This is a genomic window from Microbacterium sp. (genome assembly GCF_031179285.1).
Lineage (GTDB): Bacteria > Actinomycetota > Actinomycetes > Actinomycetales > Microbacteriaceae > Microbacterium.
On sequence record NZ_JAPSHY010000012.1, the window covers coordinates 11,635 to 28,260 of the forward strand.

At 67.5% G+C, this 16,626-nt stretch carries 16 protein-coding genes; 1 reads left to right on the plus strand and 15 read right to left on the minus strand.

Annotated features, from left to right (window positions below; translation table 11 throughout):
- Nucleotides 1–47 precede the first annotated feature (47 nt).
- Entirely contained in the window at nucleotides 48–1,457 is a 1,410-nt protein-coding gene (locus RIN18_RS09385) for a dipeptidase (RefSeq protein WP_309103705.1), read from the minus strand.
- A 46-nt stretch (nucleotides 1,458–1,503) separates the two neighbouring features.
- Between RIN18_RS09385 and RIN18_RS09390 the strand changes: the two genes are divergently transcribed.
- Complete coding sequence (locus RIN18_RS09390; protein ID WP_309103706.1) at nucleotides 1,504–2,079, plus strand: DUF3043 domain-containing protein; 576 nt, start codon at nucleotides 1,504–1,506, stop codon at nucleotides 2,077–2,079.
- A 58-nt stretch (nucleotides 2,080–2,137) separates the two neighbouring features.
- Here RIN18_RS09390 and RIN18_RS09395 read toward each other — a convergent pair whose 3' ends face one another.
- From RIN18_RS09395 to RIN18_RS09460, 14 genes are all read right to left on the minus strand, one after another.
- Nucleotides 2,138–3,160, minus strand: coding sequence for a quinone-dependent dihydroorotate dehydrogenase (locus RIN18_RS09395; RefSeq protein WP_309103707.1), 1,023 nt, complete (start codon nucleotides 3,158–3,160; stop codon nucleotides 2,138–2,140).
- A 10-nt stretch (nucleotides 3,161–3,170) separates the two neighbouring features.
- Nucleotides 3,171–3,641 (minus strand): transcriptional regulator NrdR, encoded by a 471-nt coding sequence (gene nrdR / locus RIN18_RS09400; RefSeq protein WP_309103708.1) that lies wholly within the window; start codon nucleotides 3,639–3,641, stop codon nucleotides 3,171–3,173.
- Between the two features lie 10 nt (nucleotides 3,642–3,651).
- Nucleotides 3,652–4,956: a histidinol dehydrogenase gene (gene hisD / locus RIN18_RS09405; RefSeq protein ID WP_309103709.1), complete on the minus strand. Its 1,305-nt coding sequence runs from the start codon at nucleotides 4,954–4,956 to the stop codon at nucleotides 3,652–3,654.
- A gap of 2 nt (nucleotides 4,957–4,958) precedes the next feature.
- Nucleotides 4,959–6,089, minus strand: coding sequence for a hypothetical protein (locus RIN18_RS09410; protein WP_309103710.1), 1,131 nt, complete (start codon nucleotides 6,087–6,089; stop codon nucleotides 4,959–4,961).
- A 71-nt stretch (nucleotides 6,090–6,160) separates the two neighbouring features.
- On the minus strand, nucleotides 6,161–9,679 hold the full coding sequence (dnaE, locus tag RIN18_RS09415) for a DNA polymerase III subunit alpha (RefSeq protein ID WP_309103711.1): 3,519 nt from the start codon (nucleotides 9,677–9,679) through the stop codon (nucleotides 6,161–6,163).
- Nucleotides 9,680–9,727: 48 nt separating this feature from the next.
- Nucleotides 9,728–10,300 carry a GNAT family N-acetyltransferase gene (locus tag RIN18_RS09420; protein ID WP_309103712.1) on the minus strand — a complete coding sequence of 191 codons (573 nt, stop codon included), beginning with the start codon at nucleotides 10,298–10,300 and terminating at the stop codon, nucleotides 9,728–9,730.
- A 193-nt stretch (nucleotides 10,301–10,493) separates the two neighbouring features.
- Complete coding sequence (locus RIN18_RS09425; RefSeq protein ID WP_309103713.1) at nucleotides 10,494–11,414, minus strand: RluA family pseudouridine synthase; 921 nt, start codon at nucleotides 11,412–11,414, stop codon at nucleotides 10,494–10,496.
- 3 nt (nucleotides 11,415–11,417) lie between these two features.
- Entirely contained in the window at nucleotides 11,418–12,062 is a 645-nt protein-coding gene (gene lspA, locus RIN18_RS09430; protein ID WP_309103714.1) for a signal peptidase II, read from the minus strand.
- 9 nt (nucleotides 12,063–12,071) lie between these two features.
- The gene (locus RIN18_RS09435; RefSeq protein ID WP_309103715.1) at nucleotides 12,072–12,671 is read right to left on the minus strand and encodes a DivIVA domain-containing protein; all 600 of its coding nucleotides are present in this window, start codon (nucleotides 12,669–12,671) and stop codon (nucleotides 12,072–12,074) included.
- Between the two features lie 159 nt (nucleotides 12,672–12,830).
- The gene (locus tag RIN18_RS09440) at nucleotides 12,831–13,127 is read right to left on the minus strand and encodes a YggT family protein (protein WP_309103716.1); all 297 of its coding nucleotides are present in this window, start codon (nucleotides 13,125–13,127) and stop codon (nucleotides 12,831–12,833) included.
- 3 nt (nucleotides 13,128–13,130) lie between these two features.
- Nucleotides 13,131–13,610, minus strand: a complete 480-nt coding sequence (locus RIN18_RS09445) for a cell division protein SepF (protein ID WP_309103717.1) — start codon at nucleotides 13,608–13,610, stop codon at nucleotides 13,131–13,133.
- A 42-nt stretch (nucleotides 13,611–13,652) separates the two neighbouring features.
- Complete coding sequence (locus tag RIN18_RS09450; protein WP_309103718.1) at nucleotides 13,653–14,333, minus strand: YggS family pyridoxal phosphate-dependent enzyme; 681 nt, start codon at nucleotides 14,331–14,333, stop codon at nucleotides 13,653–13,655.
- A gap of 24 nt (nucleotides 14,334–14,357) precedes the next feature.
- On the minus strand, nucleotides 14,358–15,506 hold the full coding sequence (gene ftsZ / locus RIN18_RS09455; RefSeq protein ID WP_309103719.1) for a cell division protein FtsZ: 1,149 nt from the start codon (nucleotides 15,504–15,506) through the stop codon (nucleotides 14,358–14,360).
- A gap of 163 nt (nucleotides 15,507–15,669) precedes the next feature.
- A complete protein-coding gene (locus tag RIN18_RS09460; protein WP_309103720.1) occupies nucleotides 15,670–16,623 on the minus strand; it encodes an FtsQ-type POTRA domain-containing protein in 954 nt (317 codons plus the stop codon).
- Nucleotides 16,624–16,626 lie beyond the last annotated feature (3 nt).

Sequence of the window (16,626 nt, forward strand, 5' to 3'; positions counted from 1 at the left end):
GTCGCACCTGCGGGAGCGGCGTGTATGGACGCCGCTCCCCTGCGGCATCACCCTGGTTGCGACGTGGCGTTCATCCGCGCGAGCAACAGGGCCTCAGCTGCGACGGCATTTCGGAAGGTCTGCAGGTGCAGCGACTCGTTCGGGCTGTGCGCGCGTGAGTGGGGGTCCTCCACCCCGGTCACGAGGATCTGCGCCGCAGGAAACTCCCTCACGAGATCCGCGATGAACGGGATCGACCCGCCGACGCCGAGATCGACAGGCTCCGCGCCGTAGGCGTCCCTCATCGCATCGCGCGTCATGGAGACGGCCCATCCGCTGGTATCGACGAGGAATCCATCCCCCAGATCAGGGTCGGAGAACGTCACCTCGGCACCGAACGGCGCGTGTTCTCTCAGATGACGCTGGAGCGACTCGTACGCCTCGCTGCCGGTCTGCCCCGGCGCCACCCGAGCGCTGATGACGACGGTCACCTCCGGGAGCAACGTGTTCGACGCCTCGGCGACGCTCGTCGCATCGATTCCGATGATCGTGATCGACGGCTTGTTCCAGATGCGGCTGAGGATCGTCCCCGAACCGATTGGCGTCGTTCCCGGCAGGAGCGCCGCTTCGTCTCGCAGGGTCTGCTCGGTGTACTCGGGCGTCGGAGCGTCGCGCTCGGTCAGGCCTTCGACCGCCACCGATCCGTCCGCGTCCCAGAGGGTCGACAGAAGCCTGACGGTCACCATCATCGCGTCGGGAACCGCTCCCCCGAACATCCCCGAGTGGGACGCGTGATCGAGAGTGCGCACCCGCATCGTGAATCGCGCGTTGCCCCGAAGCGAGACCGTCAGGCCCGGCGTGTGGGAATCCCAGTTGCCGGAGTCCGCCACCACGATCGCATCGGCGCGAAGGGCGTCTCTGTTGTCGGAGAGGAATCGGGCGAACGAGCGGGAACCGTATTCTTCCTCCCCTTCGATGAACATCGAGACCCCGAGATCGAAGTCATCTCCGAGCACCTCGGAGATCGCGCGCAGCGAAGCGATGTGCGCCATGATCCCGGCTTTGTCGTCCGCCGCGCCCCGACCGTAGAGGCGACCGTCGCGAACCGTCGGCTCGAACGGCGGCGTCTCCCAGAGTTCATCGTCGCCGGGGGGCTGCACGTCGTGATGCGCGTACAACAGGATGGTCGGCTTGCCATTGCGCGCAGCGCGCGTTGCGAGCACTGCGGGCTGGCCCTGCTCATCGGTGCCGGGGATCGCCGCACGCAGCACGCGCACCTCATCGAAGACCCCGGTCTGCGTCGCGAGCGCGGCGACCGCGTCTGCGCTGCGCTCCAGTTGCGTCTGGTCGAACGCCGGCCACGCCATCCCGGGGATGCGGACGAGGTCGCCGAGGTCCGCCAGTGCGGCCGGTATCCCGGTCGCGACGGCTTCGATGACGGCCGGATCTTCGGGACGGGGAGAAGCAGGAGAGGTCATGCGAGTAATCTTAAGGTGAACCCCCTGTAGCGAACCGAGGATCCTCGTGGCCAAGACCCCTGTCTCCCCATCGACGAACGATGATGCCGTCCCAGAGACGCCCGCCGTCGGAAAGGGCCGCGCGACGCCGACCCGCGCCGAGCGGGAGGCGGCTCGGCGCCGTCCGCTGGTCGCCAACACCAAGGAGGCGAAGGCAGCCGCTCGCGCCGAGCTCAATGAGCGTCGCGCACGCGCCCAGGCAGGTATGGCCGCGGGCGACGAGCGCTATCTGCCCGTCCGCGACAAGGGCCCGCAGCGCCGCTGGGTGCGCGACTACGTGGATGCCGGATGGCACCCCGCCGAATTCGTGATGGCCGTGATGGTGCTCGTCATCCTCGCATCCCTCGCCCCGGCCAACCTTGCGATCGCCTATTGGGCGTACCTGGTCATGATGGCCTACCTGCTCATCGCCGTCGGAGGCATGATCCTGCTGGGTCTGCGGGTCAAGCGCAAGGCTGCGGCGAAGTTCGGCAAGGAGCGGATGGAGAAGGGGCTCGGCTGGTACGCGGCGATGCGTGCGCTGCAGATGCGCTTCATGCGACTTCCCAAGCCGCAGGTCAAGCGAGGCCAGTACCCCGACTGAGCAGTCAGCACAGAAGAGGCCTCATGCTCGTCGAGCGTGAGGCCGTCCTTCGTTCGGTTCAGCGGCCGACGAGGCCTCTGTTGATCTCGCGGCCCCACAGCGGGCCTCGGTAGAGGAACGCGGTGTACCCCTGCACCAGCGTCGCTCCTGCCGCGAGTCGCTCGTTCACATCGTGTGCTGTCTCCACGCCTCCGACGGCGATGACGCAGAAGTCCTCGGGCACGACCTCGCGCACGACGCGGAGCACCTGGAGAGAACGCTCCTTCAGCGGCGCGCCCGACAGACCGCCGGCGCCTGCCGCCTCGACCTCGGCGTCGGGTGTCTTCAGACCGTCGCGGCTGACAGTGGTGTTGTGGGCGACGATGCCCGCCAGTTGTTCGGCGACGGCCAGCTTCGCGATCGCCGCGATCTCCTCATCGGTGAGATCGGGAGCGATTTTCACCAGCAGCGGGGTCTCCCCTGCAGCGACACGGACCGCGCGGAGCAGTGGCGCGAGTGTCTCCACTGCCTGGAGCCCGCGAAGGCCTGGGGTGTTCGGCGACGAGACATTGACGGCAAGGTAGTCGGCCAGCGGCGCCAATGCGGTGGCGGAGGCGACGTAGTCGGCCGTTGCCTCCTCCACCGCGACCACCCTGCTCTTGCCGATGTTCACGCCGATCACAGCATCCGGTGCACCGCGGCGGAGCTTCGCGAGGCGCCGGGCCGCGGCATCCGCTCCCTCGTTGTTGAAGCCCATCCTGTTGATCACCGCCCGGTCCGCGATCAGCCGGAACAGCCGGGGTTTGGGATTGCCCTCCTGCGGGATCGCCGTCACGGTGCCGACCTCGATGTGTCCGAAGCCGAGCGCCGCCAGCCCGCGCACGCCGACCGCGTTCTTGTCGAAGCCGGCGGCGATGCCCAGAGGCGAAGGGAAGGTCAGTCCGAGCGCTTCCACTCGCAGCGACGGGTCAGGGCGCGTCAGCGCGCGCGTCGCCCAGGAGAACGGCGGCACCCCGAGGACGCGGATCACCGCCATGCCGGCGTGGTGGGCGAACTCGGGATCGAAGCGCGACAGGACGGCGCGGAAGAGCAGCGGATACATCCCTGCCAGGCTACCGCTCGGCGGTCTCGGACTTCGCCTCGTCGGCGCGGAGGTCGTTGATGGCGCTCTCGAAATCGTCGAGTGAGTCGAACGCCTGGTACACGCTGGCGAATCGCAGGTATGCGACCCTGTCGAGGTCGCGGAGCGGTCCGAGGATCGCCAGGCCGATCTCGTTCGTGTCGAGCTGTGAGACTCCAGTCTGACGGACCGCCTCCTCCACTTGCTGCGCGAGGATGGCGAGGTCTGCTTCCGTCACGGGACGCCCCTGACACGCCTTGCGGACGCCGGAGATCACCTTCTCCCGACTGAACGGCTCCATGACCCCCGACCGCTTGATCACGTTTAGGCTCGCGGTCTCGGTGGTCGAGAACCGTCCGCCGCACTCCGGGCACTGGCGGCGACGGCGGATGGAGAGCCCGTCGTCGCTGGTTCGTGAGTCGATCACACGGGAGTCCGGATGACGGCAAAAGGGGCAGTGCATATCCTCTAACCTACGCGGAGAATCGCGCCTCGACGGCTTCGCCGTGGGCGGGGAGGATCTCGGCATTCGCCAGGGCGACCACGCCTTCTCGCACCGCGCTCAGGGCCGCACGATCGTAGGAGATGACCTGCTGAGGGCGCAGGAACGTGTAGGCCCCGAGCCCCGGAGCGTATCGCGCCTGACCTCCGGTGGGAAGAACGTGATTGCTGCCCGCCATGTAGTCGCCGAGGCTCACCGGAGTCTGATCGCCCACGAAGACCGCGCCCGCGCTGATGAAGACGGATGCCGCCTCCTCCGCGTCGCCGAGGTGCAACTCGAGGTGCTCCGGCGCGTACGCGTTGCTGAAGGCGATCGCCATCGCGCGGTCGTCGACCAGCACGATCGCGGACTGGGGACCGTCGAGCGCGGCACGGACCCGGGTGCTGTGCTGTGTGGCCGCCGCCTGCCGCTCGACCTCTTCGGCGACTCGGGCGGCGAGATCTTGCGAATCCGTGACGAGCACGGCCGACGCCTGCTCGTCGTGCTCCGCCTGGCTGATGAGGTCGGCCGCGATGAGGCGCGCATCCGCGTCGGCGTCAGCGACCACGAGGATCTCGGTCGCTCCGGCCTCGGAATCGGTGCCGACGACGCCGGCGACAGCGCGCTTGGCTGAGGCGACGAAGTTGTTGCCGGGACCGGACACGACGTCGACGGGGTCGAGCCCGATGGCGGCGACACCGTGGGCGAAGGCGCCGATGGCTCCCGCTCCGCCCATCGCGTACACCTCTGTCACCCCGAGCAGTCCGGCTGCGGCGAGGATCGTCGGGTGGATCCGTCCGCCCTGGTCGGCCTGCGCGGGAGAGGCGAGCGCGATCTGCTGCACGCCGGCGACCTGAGCCGGGACGACGTTCATGATGACGCTCGAGGGGTAGACCGCTTTGCCCCCGGGGATGTAGACGCCGACGCGGTGCACGGGCTGCCAGCGCTGGGTGATCCTGGCGCCCGCGCCGATCTCGGTGATCTGCGTCGCAGGCACCTGAGCGGCGGAGGCGACGCGCACGCGCCGGATCGCTTCCTGCAGTGCGTTCCTGACTTCCGGGGCGAGAACGTCGAGCGCCTCGGCGATGTGCTCAGCCGGCACCCGGATCGTGTGGCCGCTGACTTCGTCGAATCGTTCGGCCTGATCGCGCAGCGCCTCTTCACCGTGTTCGCGGACGTCGTCGACGAGCCGAGCAGCAATGTCGAGCGCTTCGGCCCGCGCCTGAGCAGCGCGCGGCACGGCCGCGAGCATGTCAGCCGACGAGAGCTCGCGCCCCCGCAGATCGATGGTGCGCACAGTCAGCCCTTCGTGACGTCGGCGATCTCGTGCAGGTAGCCGATGCGGCCGTCGTCGTGACGGACGACATAGGCGCCGCCCCGATCTTCGACGACCAGCGCCCACGCGGTCGGGCCGATACGGAAGACCGGCTCGCCGCGCTCGTCGTGCACATCGCGCTCGGTGGGCGCGAGAATCCAGAACGGCTGCGCAACCGGCGGCGCCTCCCGCGGATTGGTCGCATCGAGATCGGGGTCGTCGGTTTCTGCCACCGGCCCCTGGTCTTCGCCTACGAGAGGTTCGAAGTTCGAGCCGTCTCCCCGCGAGCGACGCGCATACGACGGCACGTACTGGCCGTCCACGGTCGCATTCTCGGTGCCGGTGCCGCCCCGTGAGGCGTGAGCACCCAGTGGGACCTGCGAGGCGAGGTCGGGGCGCGCGATCTCGTCGGTGGCGTGCTCTCCAGCGAGCTCGACATCGAGCACCATCGTGTTCGATCGGTCGGACGGGTAGGTCCCGTCGGCATCCGCCTGCTGCGCCGGGGCGGCCTCAGCCGGCGCGTGCTCCTCAGCCACCGGGCGCGGACGTGGGATCACTGGACGCACAGGATTGGCGTTGCGGTGCGCGAGCGTGACGAGCCGGCCTTGGAAGTCCTCCTTCACGCCCGGGATGATGGGGGCGAACACTGTGAGCGCCACGAGCGCGAGCATCGCGATCAGCTGCACCACCCCGTTCCACGCCAGCGTCCACGCGCCGAACTCGATCGCGCCGGCGACAGCCGTCCAGAGACTGCCGAGCCAGACCGTGGCAGCGACCGAGAAGGCGACCGATGCGAACTGATCGATGCCGAGAGACCCCACCCTCCGGATCCCGTCGGGTGAGAAGCGACGCAGCACCAGCAGGAAGACGGCGACCGTGGGGAGGCCGATCGGCAGGATCCACTGGATCCCCATCGCCCAGATCGACGAATCGCCGGCCAGCGGGAAGAACGAGACGACGAACGCCACCAGCCAGATGCCGACGATGAGAAGCTCGCGAAGCGTGAATCCGAGGATGCCGTACTCCGGCGTGACCTCCTCGTCATAGAGCACGCCGTCGTCGTCGATGAAGGGTTCGCTCTCGGTCTCGGGGGTCTCGGGCTGGTCCGTGCTCATCAGTCGTCCTTTCGTCGCGGTGCGCGGCGGGGGGTCGTTCCGCGCTCCCAACGCGTCCTGATACTACCCGCTCAGCCGAGACACGACGGGCCGAGCAGTGACTTGAGGTCACCGAACAGGTCGGCGGTCACCTTGACCGGCATGGGCACCTCGAACACCTTCGCCGTCGCTCCTCTGTGCACGCGGAGCATGACCTCGGTGTCGCCGGAATGACGGCGGAGCACCTCGGCGAGGTCGTGCATCACTCGCTCGGTGGCGCGCTGTTCGGCGAGCACGAGCGACAGGGGACCAGCCGCATCGAACGAGCCGACATCCGGTGCGAACGCGGATTGCGCGTGGAGGTTCAGCCCGTCGTCGCGGCGCGAGACGCGTCCGCGGACGGCGAGGATCGAATCCTGCTGAAGCGTGTGCTGGAACTCGGTGTAGGTCTTGCCCATGAACATCACGGTGACCTCGCCGTTGAAATCCTCGATGGTGATCATGCCGTAGGGATTGCCGCTCGCCTTCGCCACGCGATGCTGCACGCTGGTCACGAGCCCGGCGACCGTGACCTGGTCGCCGTCCTGCAGATCCTCGGAGTTGTTGAGGTCGTGGATGGAGATCGAGGCGTGCTTGGCGATGGCCACCTCGAGCCCCGCCAGCGGATGATCGGAGACGTAGAGACCGAGCATCTCTCGCTCGAAGGCGAGCTTGTCCTTCTTGGTCCACTCCGGACGGTCGGGCACCTTGGCGGGGGCTTCATGCTCGACACCGTCATACAGGCTGTCGAAGTCGAACCCGATCGCGCCCTGAGCTTCGTTGCGCTTGCGGTCGACGGCGGCCTCTGTCGCATCCTCGTGGATCTCCATGAGGGCTCGCCGGGAGTTGCCCATAGAGTCGAACGCCCCGGCCTTGATGAGCGACTCCACGGTGCGCTTGTTGGCGACGTGGAGCGGCACCCGGTCGAGGAAGTCATGGAACGAGGTGTAGCGCTGCTCTTTGCGAGCCTGGACGATGCCGTCGACGACGTTGCTGCCGACGTTGCGCACAGCGCCGAGCCCGAAACGGATGTCGTCGCCGACGGCGGCGAAGAAGTTGATCGACTCCGACACGTCCGGTGGCAGCACCTTGATGCCCATGCGGCGGCACTCGTTGAGATACAGCGCCATCTTGTCCTTGGAGTCTCCGACGCTCGTGAGCAGAGCCGCCATGTACTCGGCGGGGTAATGCGCTTTGAGGTACGCCGTCCAGTACGAGATCACCCCGTATGCCGCGGAGTGCGCTTTGTTGAATGCGTAGTCGGAGAACGGCAGCAGGATGTCCCAGATCGCCTTCACTGCGCCGTCGGAGTAGCCGTTGGCGTGCATTCCGGCCTGGAAGCCCTCGTACTGCTTGTCGAGCTCGGACTTCTTCTTCTTACCCATCGCGCGCCGGAGGATGTCCGCCTGTCCGAGCGAGAAGCCGGCCACCCGCTGCGCGATGGCCATCACCTGCTCCTGGTAGATGATCAGGCCGTAGGACTCGTCGAGGATGTCGGCGATGGATTCGGAGAGCTCCGGGTGGATCGGGGTGATCTCCTGCAGCCCGTTCTTGCGCAGCGCATAGTTGGTGTGCGAGTTCGCTCCCATGGGACCAGGGCGGTACAGGGCGATGAGGGCGGAGATGTCGCCGAAGTTGTCGGGCTTCATCAGGCGCATCAGCGAGCGCATCGGGCCGCCGTCGAGCTGGAACACGCCGAGCGATTCGCCTCTGGCCAGCAGATCGTAGGCGGGCTGGTCATCGAGCGGGAGCAGTTCGAGGTCGAGGTCTTCGCCGCGGTTCGAGCGGATGTTGTCGAGGGCATCGGAGATGATCGTGAGGTTCCGGAGCCCGAGGAAGTCCATCTTGATCAGCCCGAGAGCCTCGCACGACGGGTAGTCGAACTGGGTGACGATCTGGCCGTCCTGCTCCCGTTTCATGATCGGGATGATGTCGAGCAGCGGCTCCGACGACATGATGACGCCGGCCGCGTGCACGCCCCACTGGCGCTTCAGTCCTTCCAGCCCCAGCGCGCGGTCGAAAACCGTCTTCGCCTCCGGGTCGGTCTCGATGAGCGCTCGGAATTCGCTGGCCTCCTTGTACCGCGGGTGAGCCGAGTCGAACATGCCGTCCAGCGGCATGTCCTTTCCCATCACGGGCGGCGGCATCGCCTTGGTGAGCCGCTCCCCCATGCTGAACGGGAAGCCCAGCACGCGCCCGGCATCCTTCAGCGCCTGCTTGGACTTGATCGTGCCGTACGTGACGATCTGCGCCACGCGCTCCGACCCGTACTTGCGGGTGACGTAGTCGATGACCTCGCCGCGGCGACGGTCGTCGAAGTCGACGTCGAAGTCGGGCATCGACACCCGGTCGGGATTGAGGAACCGCTCGAAGATCAGGCCGTGCTCGAGCGGATCGAGGTCGGTGATCCTCATCGCGTACGCGACCATGGAGCCGGCTCCGGACCCTCGCCCCGGCCCGACGCGGATGCCGTTGTCCTTCGCCCAGTTGATGAAGTCGGCGACGACGAGGAAGTACCCCGGGAATCCCATCTGCAGGATGATCCCGGTCTCGTACTCCGCCTGCTTGCGCACCTTGTCGGGGATGCCGTGGGGGTAGCGGACGTGGAGGCCCTTCTCGACCTCTTTGACCAGCCAGCTGTCTTCGGTCTCGCCGTCGGGAACCGGAAAGCGCGGCATGTAGTTCGCCGAGGTGTTGAACTCGACCTCGCAGCGCTCGGCGATGAGGAGGGTGTTGTCGCACGCCTCCGGGTGGTCGCGGAACATCTGACGCATCTCGGCGGCGGTCTTGATGTAGTAGCCGTCGCCGTCGAACTTGAAGCGGTTCGGGTCGTCGAGCGTGGAACCGGACTGGACGCACAGCAGAGCGGCATGGGCATCGGCCTCATGCTGGTGCGTGTAGTGCGAGTCGTTCGTCGCCACCAGCGGGATGCTGAGATCTTTCGCGAGCCGGAGGAGATCCGTCATCACCCGCCGCTCGATGGACAGCCCGTGGTCCATGATCTCGGCGAAGTAGTTCTCCTTGCCGAAAATGTCCTGGAACTCGGCCGCCGCCGCGCGCGCCGCGTCGTACTGGCCGAGCCTGAGGCGGGTCTGCACCTCACCCGAGGGGCAGCCGGTCGTCGCGATCAGCCCCTTGCCGTAGGTCTGCAGCAGCTCCCGGTCCATGCGGGGCTTGAAGTAGTAGCCCTCCATGCTCGACAGCGAACTGAGCCGGAACAGGTTGTGCATGCCCTCGGTGCTTTGGCTCCACATGGTCATGTGCGTGTAGGCACCCGACCCCGAGACGTCGTCGCTCTTCTGATCCGGAGAACCCCACGCGACACGCGTCTTGTCGCTGCGATGGGTTCCAGGGGTCACATACGCCTCAAGACCGACGATGGGTTTGATGCCCGCCGCCTGCGCGGCCTTGTAGAACTCGAACGCCGCGAAGGTGTTCCCGTGATCGGTCACCGCGATAGCCGGCATCCCGTAGTCGGCGGCCGCCTGGGTCATCGAATTGATCTTCGCCGCACCGTCCAGCATCGAGTATTCGCTGTGCACATGCAGGTGGACGAAGGAGTCGGATGCCATGGGTTCGAGTCTACTTTCGGCATCCGACGTCCGGCGCTCGTCGCTGCGTCACCGGAGGTCGAGCCGCATGAGCACCCGCGGGAATCCGTCGAGCACAGAGCCGGTGTCGGCCGCCTTCTCGAAGCCGGCGCGCTCGAACATCGCGCGCGTGCCGACGTACATCATCGTCGGATTGACCCTGGCTCCCTCGTTGTCGACGGGATAACCCTCGACCGCAGGCGCCCCGCGCTCGCGCGCGTAGCCGACCGCACCGTCGACGAGCGCATGCATCAGCCCATGCTTGCGATAGCCGGGGCGCACCCGGAAGCACCACAGCGACCACACGTCGAGATCGTCGACATGAGGGATGAGGCGGTTCCGGGCGAAGCTGGTGTCACGGCGCGGGTGGAGTGCCGCCCAGCCGACGGGTTCGTCGTCGAGGTATGCGATCACGCCGGGCGGCGGGTCGTGATCACACAGCTCGCGCACGCGGTCGGCGCGGGCCTGGCCGCGCAGCGCCACGTTCTCCTTGCTGCCCAGTCGGTAGCTCAGGCAGAAGCACACATTGGAGGTCGGTTTCTTCGGCCCGACCAGGGTCGCGACGTCATCGAACACAGTCGCCGGACGCACCTCGATGCTCATGCGCACAGTCTGCCGCAGACCGCCGACACGCGCCGGTGAAACCGCGCGTCCCGGAAACAGGAGAAATCCCGAGAACAGGATGATCCCCGCGGAATCGTCCTGATCCGGCGCTGTTCTCCTGATCTCGGGGCACGACCCCGGCACACAGACCTTGAGACACAGCCCCGGCACACAGACCTCGGGCCGCGCCGCGCTACTCCCCGCGGAGCACGTCCAGCGCGTGACGGAAGTCCGCCGGGTACGCGGACTCGAACTGCACCCAGTCACCGGTCGCCGGGTGATGGAATGCCAGCTGGTGCGCGTGCAGCCACTGCCGCGTCAGCCCGAGCCGCGCGGACAGCGTCGGGTCGGCGCCGTAGAGCGGGTCGCCGACGCAGGGATGCCGGTGAGCGGCCATGTGCACGCGGATCTGATGGGTGCGGCCGGTTTCGAGATGGATCTCGAGAAGCGACGCCCCGCGAAAGGCCTCGAGCGTCTCGTAGTGCGTCACCGAGGGCTTGCCGTCGGGAACGACGGCGAACTTCCAGGAGTGGCTCGGGTGGCGTCCGATCGGAGCGTCGATGGTGCCGGCGAGCGGATCGGGATGGCCCTGCACGACGGCGTGGTAGATCTTCTCGACCGTGCGCTCCTTGAACGCGCGCTTCAACGCGGTATAGGCGGATTCGGTCTTCGCCACGACCATGAGCCCGCTGGTGCCGACATCGAGGCGGTGCACGATGCCCTTGCGTTCCGGGGCACCGCTGGTGGAGACGCGGAAACCGGATGCGGCGAGGGCGCCGACCACCGTCGGGCCCTCCCAGCCGAGCGAGGGGTGTGCTGCGACGCCGGTCGGCTTGTCGACGACGACGATCTCGTCGTCGTCGTAGACGATCCCGAGGTCCGGCACCGCGATCGGGACGACCCGTGGGCCTTCCTTCGCCTGCCACTCGACCTCGAGCCAGCCCCCGCCGTGCAGCCTGTCGGACTTGCCGAGAGTCGCGCCGTCCAAGCGCACGCCGCCTGCTTCGGCGATGTCGGCAGCGAAGGTGCGTGAGAATCCGAGCATCTTCGCAAGCGCTGCGTCCACGCGCTGCCCGTCCAGACCGTCAGGGACGGGCATCGAGCGGGTCTCCACCCCTCAGCGCCCCTCGGTTTCGGCATCGGCCGCGGGCGTGGCAACCCCTGACGCGGGCGCGGGCGCGTCCGCTTCGACGACTCCCCGATCCTCAGACAGAGGACGAGCACCGGCATCCGTCTCCGCTGCCGCGTGATCGCGGTCGCGAGTCCCGTCGAAGCGCAGGCCGAAGACCACCAGGAGCGCCACCGAGATCATGCCGCCCACGATGAAGATGTCTGCGACGTTGAAGATCGCCGGCATCATCCACGGCATGGAGATCATGTCGACGACGTGACCGACCGGGAAGCCGGGCTCCCGGAACAGCCGATCGCTGAGATTGCCGAGCACGCCACCGAGCAGAAGCCCGAGCACGACAGCCCAGAGCCTGGACCGCAGCCCGAAAGCCTTCCAGACGATGATCGCGGCGACGATCGACAGCGCGATGGTGAAGATCCACGTGACCTCAGCGCCGAGCGAGAAGGCGGCGCCGGGGTTGCGCACGAAGTAGAGCTGGAGGAAATCACCGAGAACGGGAACGGCCTCCTCCAGTGGGAGGTGGGTGATCGTGAGGTGCTTCACAAACTGGTCGGCGGCCAGTACGAGCGCTGCGAGGATCGCAACGAGCGCACCGGCCGCCGACCGACGAAGGGGACGACGTCCTGTCAAAGGATCGACCTACAGTCCGATCGCCGAGACGGGCGTGGAGTCGGTCGATGCCGACTTCTGGTCGAGGTCGCGCAGCTGACCCTCGATGTACCCGCGCAGCTGAGAGCGGTAGTCGCGCTCGAAGTTGCGGAGTTCGGTGATGCGGGCCTCGAGCGAGTTGCGCTCGCGCTCCATGCGCGAGGTCTCCTCACGCTGCTTGGCCTCCGCCTCGCTGCGGATGCGGTTGACCTCTGCTTCGGCCTCGGCGATGAGCTGGTCGCGCTTCGCCTCGCCCTCGGCGACGTGCTCGTCGTGCAGGCGCTGGGCGAGCTCGATGATGCCGGCAGTCGCGGTCGCCGAACCGGACGGCGCAGGCTCTGCCGGAGTCTCAGCGGCGGCCGCAGCGGGCACCTCGGCCACGGGGGCAGGTGCGGCAGCGGCGGCCTCGGGGGCGGAGCCCGACTCGTAGGCGGCCAGCTTGGCCTTCAGCTCTGCGTTCTCTTCGAGGGCCTTGCGCCACTCGATGACGATCTCGTCGAGGAAGTCATCCACCTCGTCCGGGTCGAAGCCGTCCTTGAAGCGGACGTGCTGGAACTGCTTGGTGACGACGTCATCCGGGGTAAGTGCCATGTTGGCTCCTCTTTCGATGAGTTCGGTTGCCAGTTTCGAAGTATGGCGTGGTCGTGATGTGGCGCGAACCCGGGGCGCGCACCTGGGAGCCAAGCATAGTCCTCGCTCCTGTCCGGCGCGACGCTGCGACACCCGTACGCGAGCGACTCGCGCAATGGATCAGGTGAATATCCGCACGATCGACATGAGGATCAGCACCACGATCATGGTGAGCGCGAACCCGAAATCCAGCGACAGTGTGCCCAGGCGAAGCGGCGGGATCAACCGCCGGAAGAACCGGATCGGCGGGTCGGTGATCGTGTAGATGGCTTCGGCGGCGACCAGGCCCGCGCCCTTCGGACGCCACTCCCGGTTGAACAGAGGAATGTAGTCGAGGACAAGGCGCGCGAAGAGCACGAAAATGTACAGCAGCAGCATCAGATGGACGATGCCGGCTATGACGGAGACCAGCTCCACGAGCTACGACTGATCGAAGCCCGCAGACTCAACGTCTGCGTGCGCGATGCCCCCGTGGCCCGACACCGCGATGTTCTCCGGCGAGAGCAGGAAGACCTTCGAGGTCACGCGCTCGATCCGGCCGTACAGGCCGAGGGAGAGACCGCTGGCGAAGTCGATGAGCCGCCGCGCATCGGCGTCACTCATCTGAGAGAGATTGATGATGACCGGCACGCCCTCGCGGAAGCTCTCGGCGATCAGCTGGGCATCACGATACTGCTTCGGGTGAACCGTGAGGATCTCGTTCACCACACCTCCTGCAGGCTGTCGCACCGCAACGGGGCGGCGAAGAGGAGTCACCGGGGCCGGCGCGGATTCCTCGCGGTCACGGTCACGATCGCGCTCGCGCTGAGCGCGGGCGGGAGACGGCGTCTCCTCCTCGTAGACCTCTTCCTCGTCGGCGAGGCCGAGATACACCATGGTCTTCTTCAGCGGGTTACCCATCGTGTCCTCCGGTTCGAACGTTCGGGCTGGTCTGTTGACAGGTTAACCCCGCTCGGGGCGGGGTCCTGTGATTGCGGATCCGATCCGCAGGTGTGTCGCGCCCGCGGCGATCGCCTCGGCGAAGTCGCCGGTCATTCCGGCGGAGATCCATGACGCTTCCGGCGCGAGAGCGATGACCCGATCGGCGATTCCGCGCAAGCGTGCGAAAGCGGATGCCGGCTCCTCGTCCAGGGGTGCCACGGCCATGACACCGCGAAGTCGCAACGACGGCAGTGCCAGGATGTGCTCGACCAGCGCTTCGACCGCACCAGGGGCGACGCCGCCGCGACCCGGGTCGTCGGTGAGGTTGATCTGTGCGAGGACGTCGAGGGGCGTCTCGTCCTCGGCGGCCCGGTGGAGGGCATCGGCGAGCCGTTCCCGGTCCACGGAGTGCACGGCGTCCGCGCTCCTTCGAATGGACGCGGCCTTGTTCGTCTGCGCCTGACCGATGAAATGCCAGCGTAGCTCCAGGGCGGCGAGCTCTGCCTGTTTGGCGCTCAGCTCCTGCTGCCTGTTCTCGCCGACGTCGCTGACGCCGAGGGCGTGCAGTTCGCGCACGAGAGAGGACGGATGGAACTTCGTGACCACGATGCGGGTGAGTTCAGCGGGATCACGACCGGACCGCCGCGCGGCGTCGGCGATCTGTGCGTCGATCGCCGACAGCCGCGCAGCCAGTTCGCTCACGTGAGGATCCTCGAGCGCCACCGGCTACTTGAGGAATTCGGGGATGTCGATGTCGTCGTCGGCGAAGGCCGGCTCGATGCTGGTGGCCGGTACGCGGGAAGGGGTCGCGGTCTCGGACTTCTCCGACGTCGCGGGCGCGTCGTTCGTGTCGGACAGCGACACCTCGGGCAGCGTCGACGCGGCCGCCGGGCGCGAGACGACCATCGGGTCGAGGCGGAGGGAGGGCTCTCCCCCGTCGAAGCCGGCGGCGATGACGGTCACGCGCACTTCGTCGCCGAGCGTGTCGTCGATGACGGTTCCGAAGATGATGTTCGCCTCCGGGTGGGCGGCCTCCTTGACGAGGTCAGCGGCATCGTGGATCTCGAAGATTCCGAGATTCGATCCGCCCTGGATCGACAGCAGCACGCCGTGCGCGCCCTCGATCGACGCCTCGAGCAGCGGCGACTCGACGGCCAGTTCGGCCGCCTTGATGGCGCGGTCGGCGCCGCGGGCGGATCCGATTCCCATGAGCGCGGAGCCGGCGCCCTGCATGACCGACTTGACGTCGGCGAAGTCGAGGTTGATGAGCCCGGGGGTGGTGATGAGGTCGGTGATCCCCTGCACACCGGCGAGAAGGACCTGGTCGGCGGTCGCGAACGCTTCGATCATCGAGATGCCGCGGTCGCTGATCTCGAGGAGCCGGTCGTTCGGCACGACGATGAGCGTGTCGACCTCTTCCTTGAGCTTGGCCACACCGGCCTCGGCCTGGCTCTGGCGACGGCGACCTTCGAAGGAGAACGGCTTGGTGACGACACCGATGGTGAGAGCGCCGATGGATTTCGCGATCCGCGCGACGACGGGAGCGCCACCGGTTCCGGTTCCGCCTCCCTCGCCTGCCGTGACGAACACCATGTCAGCTCCGGTGAGCGCCTGCTCGATCTCTTCGGCGTGGTCCTCTGCTGCACGGCGACCCACCTCGGGGTCGGCACCGGCACCCAGGCCCCGCGTGAGCTCCCGGCCCACATCGAGCTTGACGTCGGCATCGCTCATCAGCAGCGCTTGAGCGTCGGTGTTGACGGCGATGAACTCGACCCCGCGCAGGCCGAGATCGATCATGCGGTTGACGGCGTTGACGCCGCCACCGCCGACGCCGACGACCTTGATCACAGCGAGGTAGTTCTGGTTCTGGCTCATGGCCGGCCTCCGAATAAGTTGAGCCTGGAAGTGGGTGAACCTTAAACCTCAACTAGAGGTGTAAAGTATTTCCCGGTATTGCGTTCTCTTGTTCGAAGGTAAGCGCCGGGTGCCTGCGCACTCGCAGCGACACGGCGTGTCGCTAGTTTGGCGTGCGATCCGCTCAGCCGACGACCGCGAGGTGCGGCGAGGAAATGTCGATGGTCTTCGCGTCGGGCCGTGCCAGCAGGGTTTTCGAGAGGGCGATGGCCTTCTCGACGGATTCTTCCGCACTCCCCCACACCACCGTGAGCCCGGACGCGAGGGTGAGCGTCACATCGTCGGCGGTCGACGCGCGCACTCCCGTGACCGTCGCGCGCACATCCGCGGGAAGGGCGCGGATCACAAGCCCCAGGCTCTCGAACGCAGCCGAATCCACGCCACCCTGAACCTCGATGAGCGGCTGGCCGGCGGGTTGATCCGTGGTCGTCGCGAGAGCGACGCCCGCCGCGTCGACGAGGGTGTATCCGGCATCCGACCGGACGACGCCGACGGCGGTGCGCTCCACGATCCGGACGGTGAGGTCATGGGGTGGCTTCGCCTCGAGTGCATAGGTCTCGATGAGGGGGAAGGACAACAGCGCGGCTTTCACCTCGCTGGCGTCGACGAGTGCCAGTGGGGTGCCGATCTGGTCGCCCAGCGCCTGTTCCACCGCGGCGGCATCGAGAGCGGAAGCGCCGACGACCGTGATCTTCTCGACGGCGAAGAGCGGACTGTACGCGGCGGCGACGCTGCCGCCCACGAGCAGCAGCAGCGCCCCGGCCGCGCTGAGCCAGATGATCCGCCGCCGACGCGAGCGCTGAGTGAATCGGCGGATCTCCGCACGGAGCGCGCGACGACGCGCCCGTGCCGCCCGCCAGACGTCGCGACCGGTCATCGGCGCCGGCGTCTCGACCTGCTCGTCGGGTCGGGATCCGTCGTCGCCGGCGCCGGAGTCGCGCTGCGCGCGCGGGTCAGAGTCGCTCTGCGCGCGCGGGCCATCCGTGATCGCCTCGACGTCGACCCGGCGTCGCGAACGGCGTTCCTGCGGCGCGGTCTCCTGCTCCGCCGGTGTCGGAAGAGGCGGGGGCCGGCGCATCCG

What these genes read in the sequence shown, in the direction of transcription:
- RIN18_RS09385 (WP_309103705.1), bottom strand. Translation starts at nt 1,457, where the DNA reads ATGACCTCTCCTGCTTCTCCCCGTCCCGAAGATCCGGCCGTCATCGAA.
- RIN18_RS09395 (WP_309103707.1), bottom strand. Translation starts at nt 3,160, where the DNA reads ATGTATCCGCTGCTCTTCCGCGCCGTCCTGTCGCGCTTCGATCCCGAG.
- nrdR (WP_309103708.1), bottom strand. Translation starts at nt 3,641, where the DNA reads ATGCACTGCCCCTTTTGCCGTCATCCGGACTCCCGTGTGATCGACTCA.
- RIN18_RS09410 (WP_309103710.1), bottom strand. Translation starts at nt 6,089, where the DNA reads ATGAGCACGGACCAGCCCGAGACCCCCGAGACCGAGAGCGAACCCTTC.
- dnaE (WP_309103711.1), bottom strand. Translation starts at nt 9,679, where the DNA reads ATGGCATCCGACTCCTTCGTCCACCTGCATGTGCACAGCGAATACTCG.
- RIN18_RS09420 (WP_309103712.1), bottom strand. Translation starts at nt 10,300, where the DNA reads ATGAGCATCGAGGTGCGTCCGGCGACTGTGTTCGATGACGTCGCGACC.
- RIN18_RS09435 (WP_309103715.1), bottom strand. Translation starts at nt 12,671, where the DNA reads ATGGCACTTACCCCGGATGACGTCGTCACCAAGCAGTTCCAGCACGTC.
- RIN18_RS09445 (WP_309103717.1), bottom strand. Translation starts at nt 13,610, where the DNA reads ATGGGTAACCCGCTGAAGAAGACCATGGTGTATCTCGGCCTCGCCGAC.
- ftsZ (WP_309103719.1), bottom strand. Translation starts at nt 15,506, where the DNA reads ATGAGCCAGAACCAGAACTACCTCGCTGTGATCAAGGTCGTCGGCGTC.
- RIN18_RS09460 (WP_309103720.1), bottom strand. Translation starts at nt 16,623, where the DNA reads ATGCGCCGGCCCCCGCCTCTTCCGACACCGGCGGAGCAGGAGACCGCG.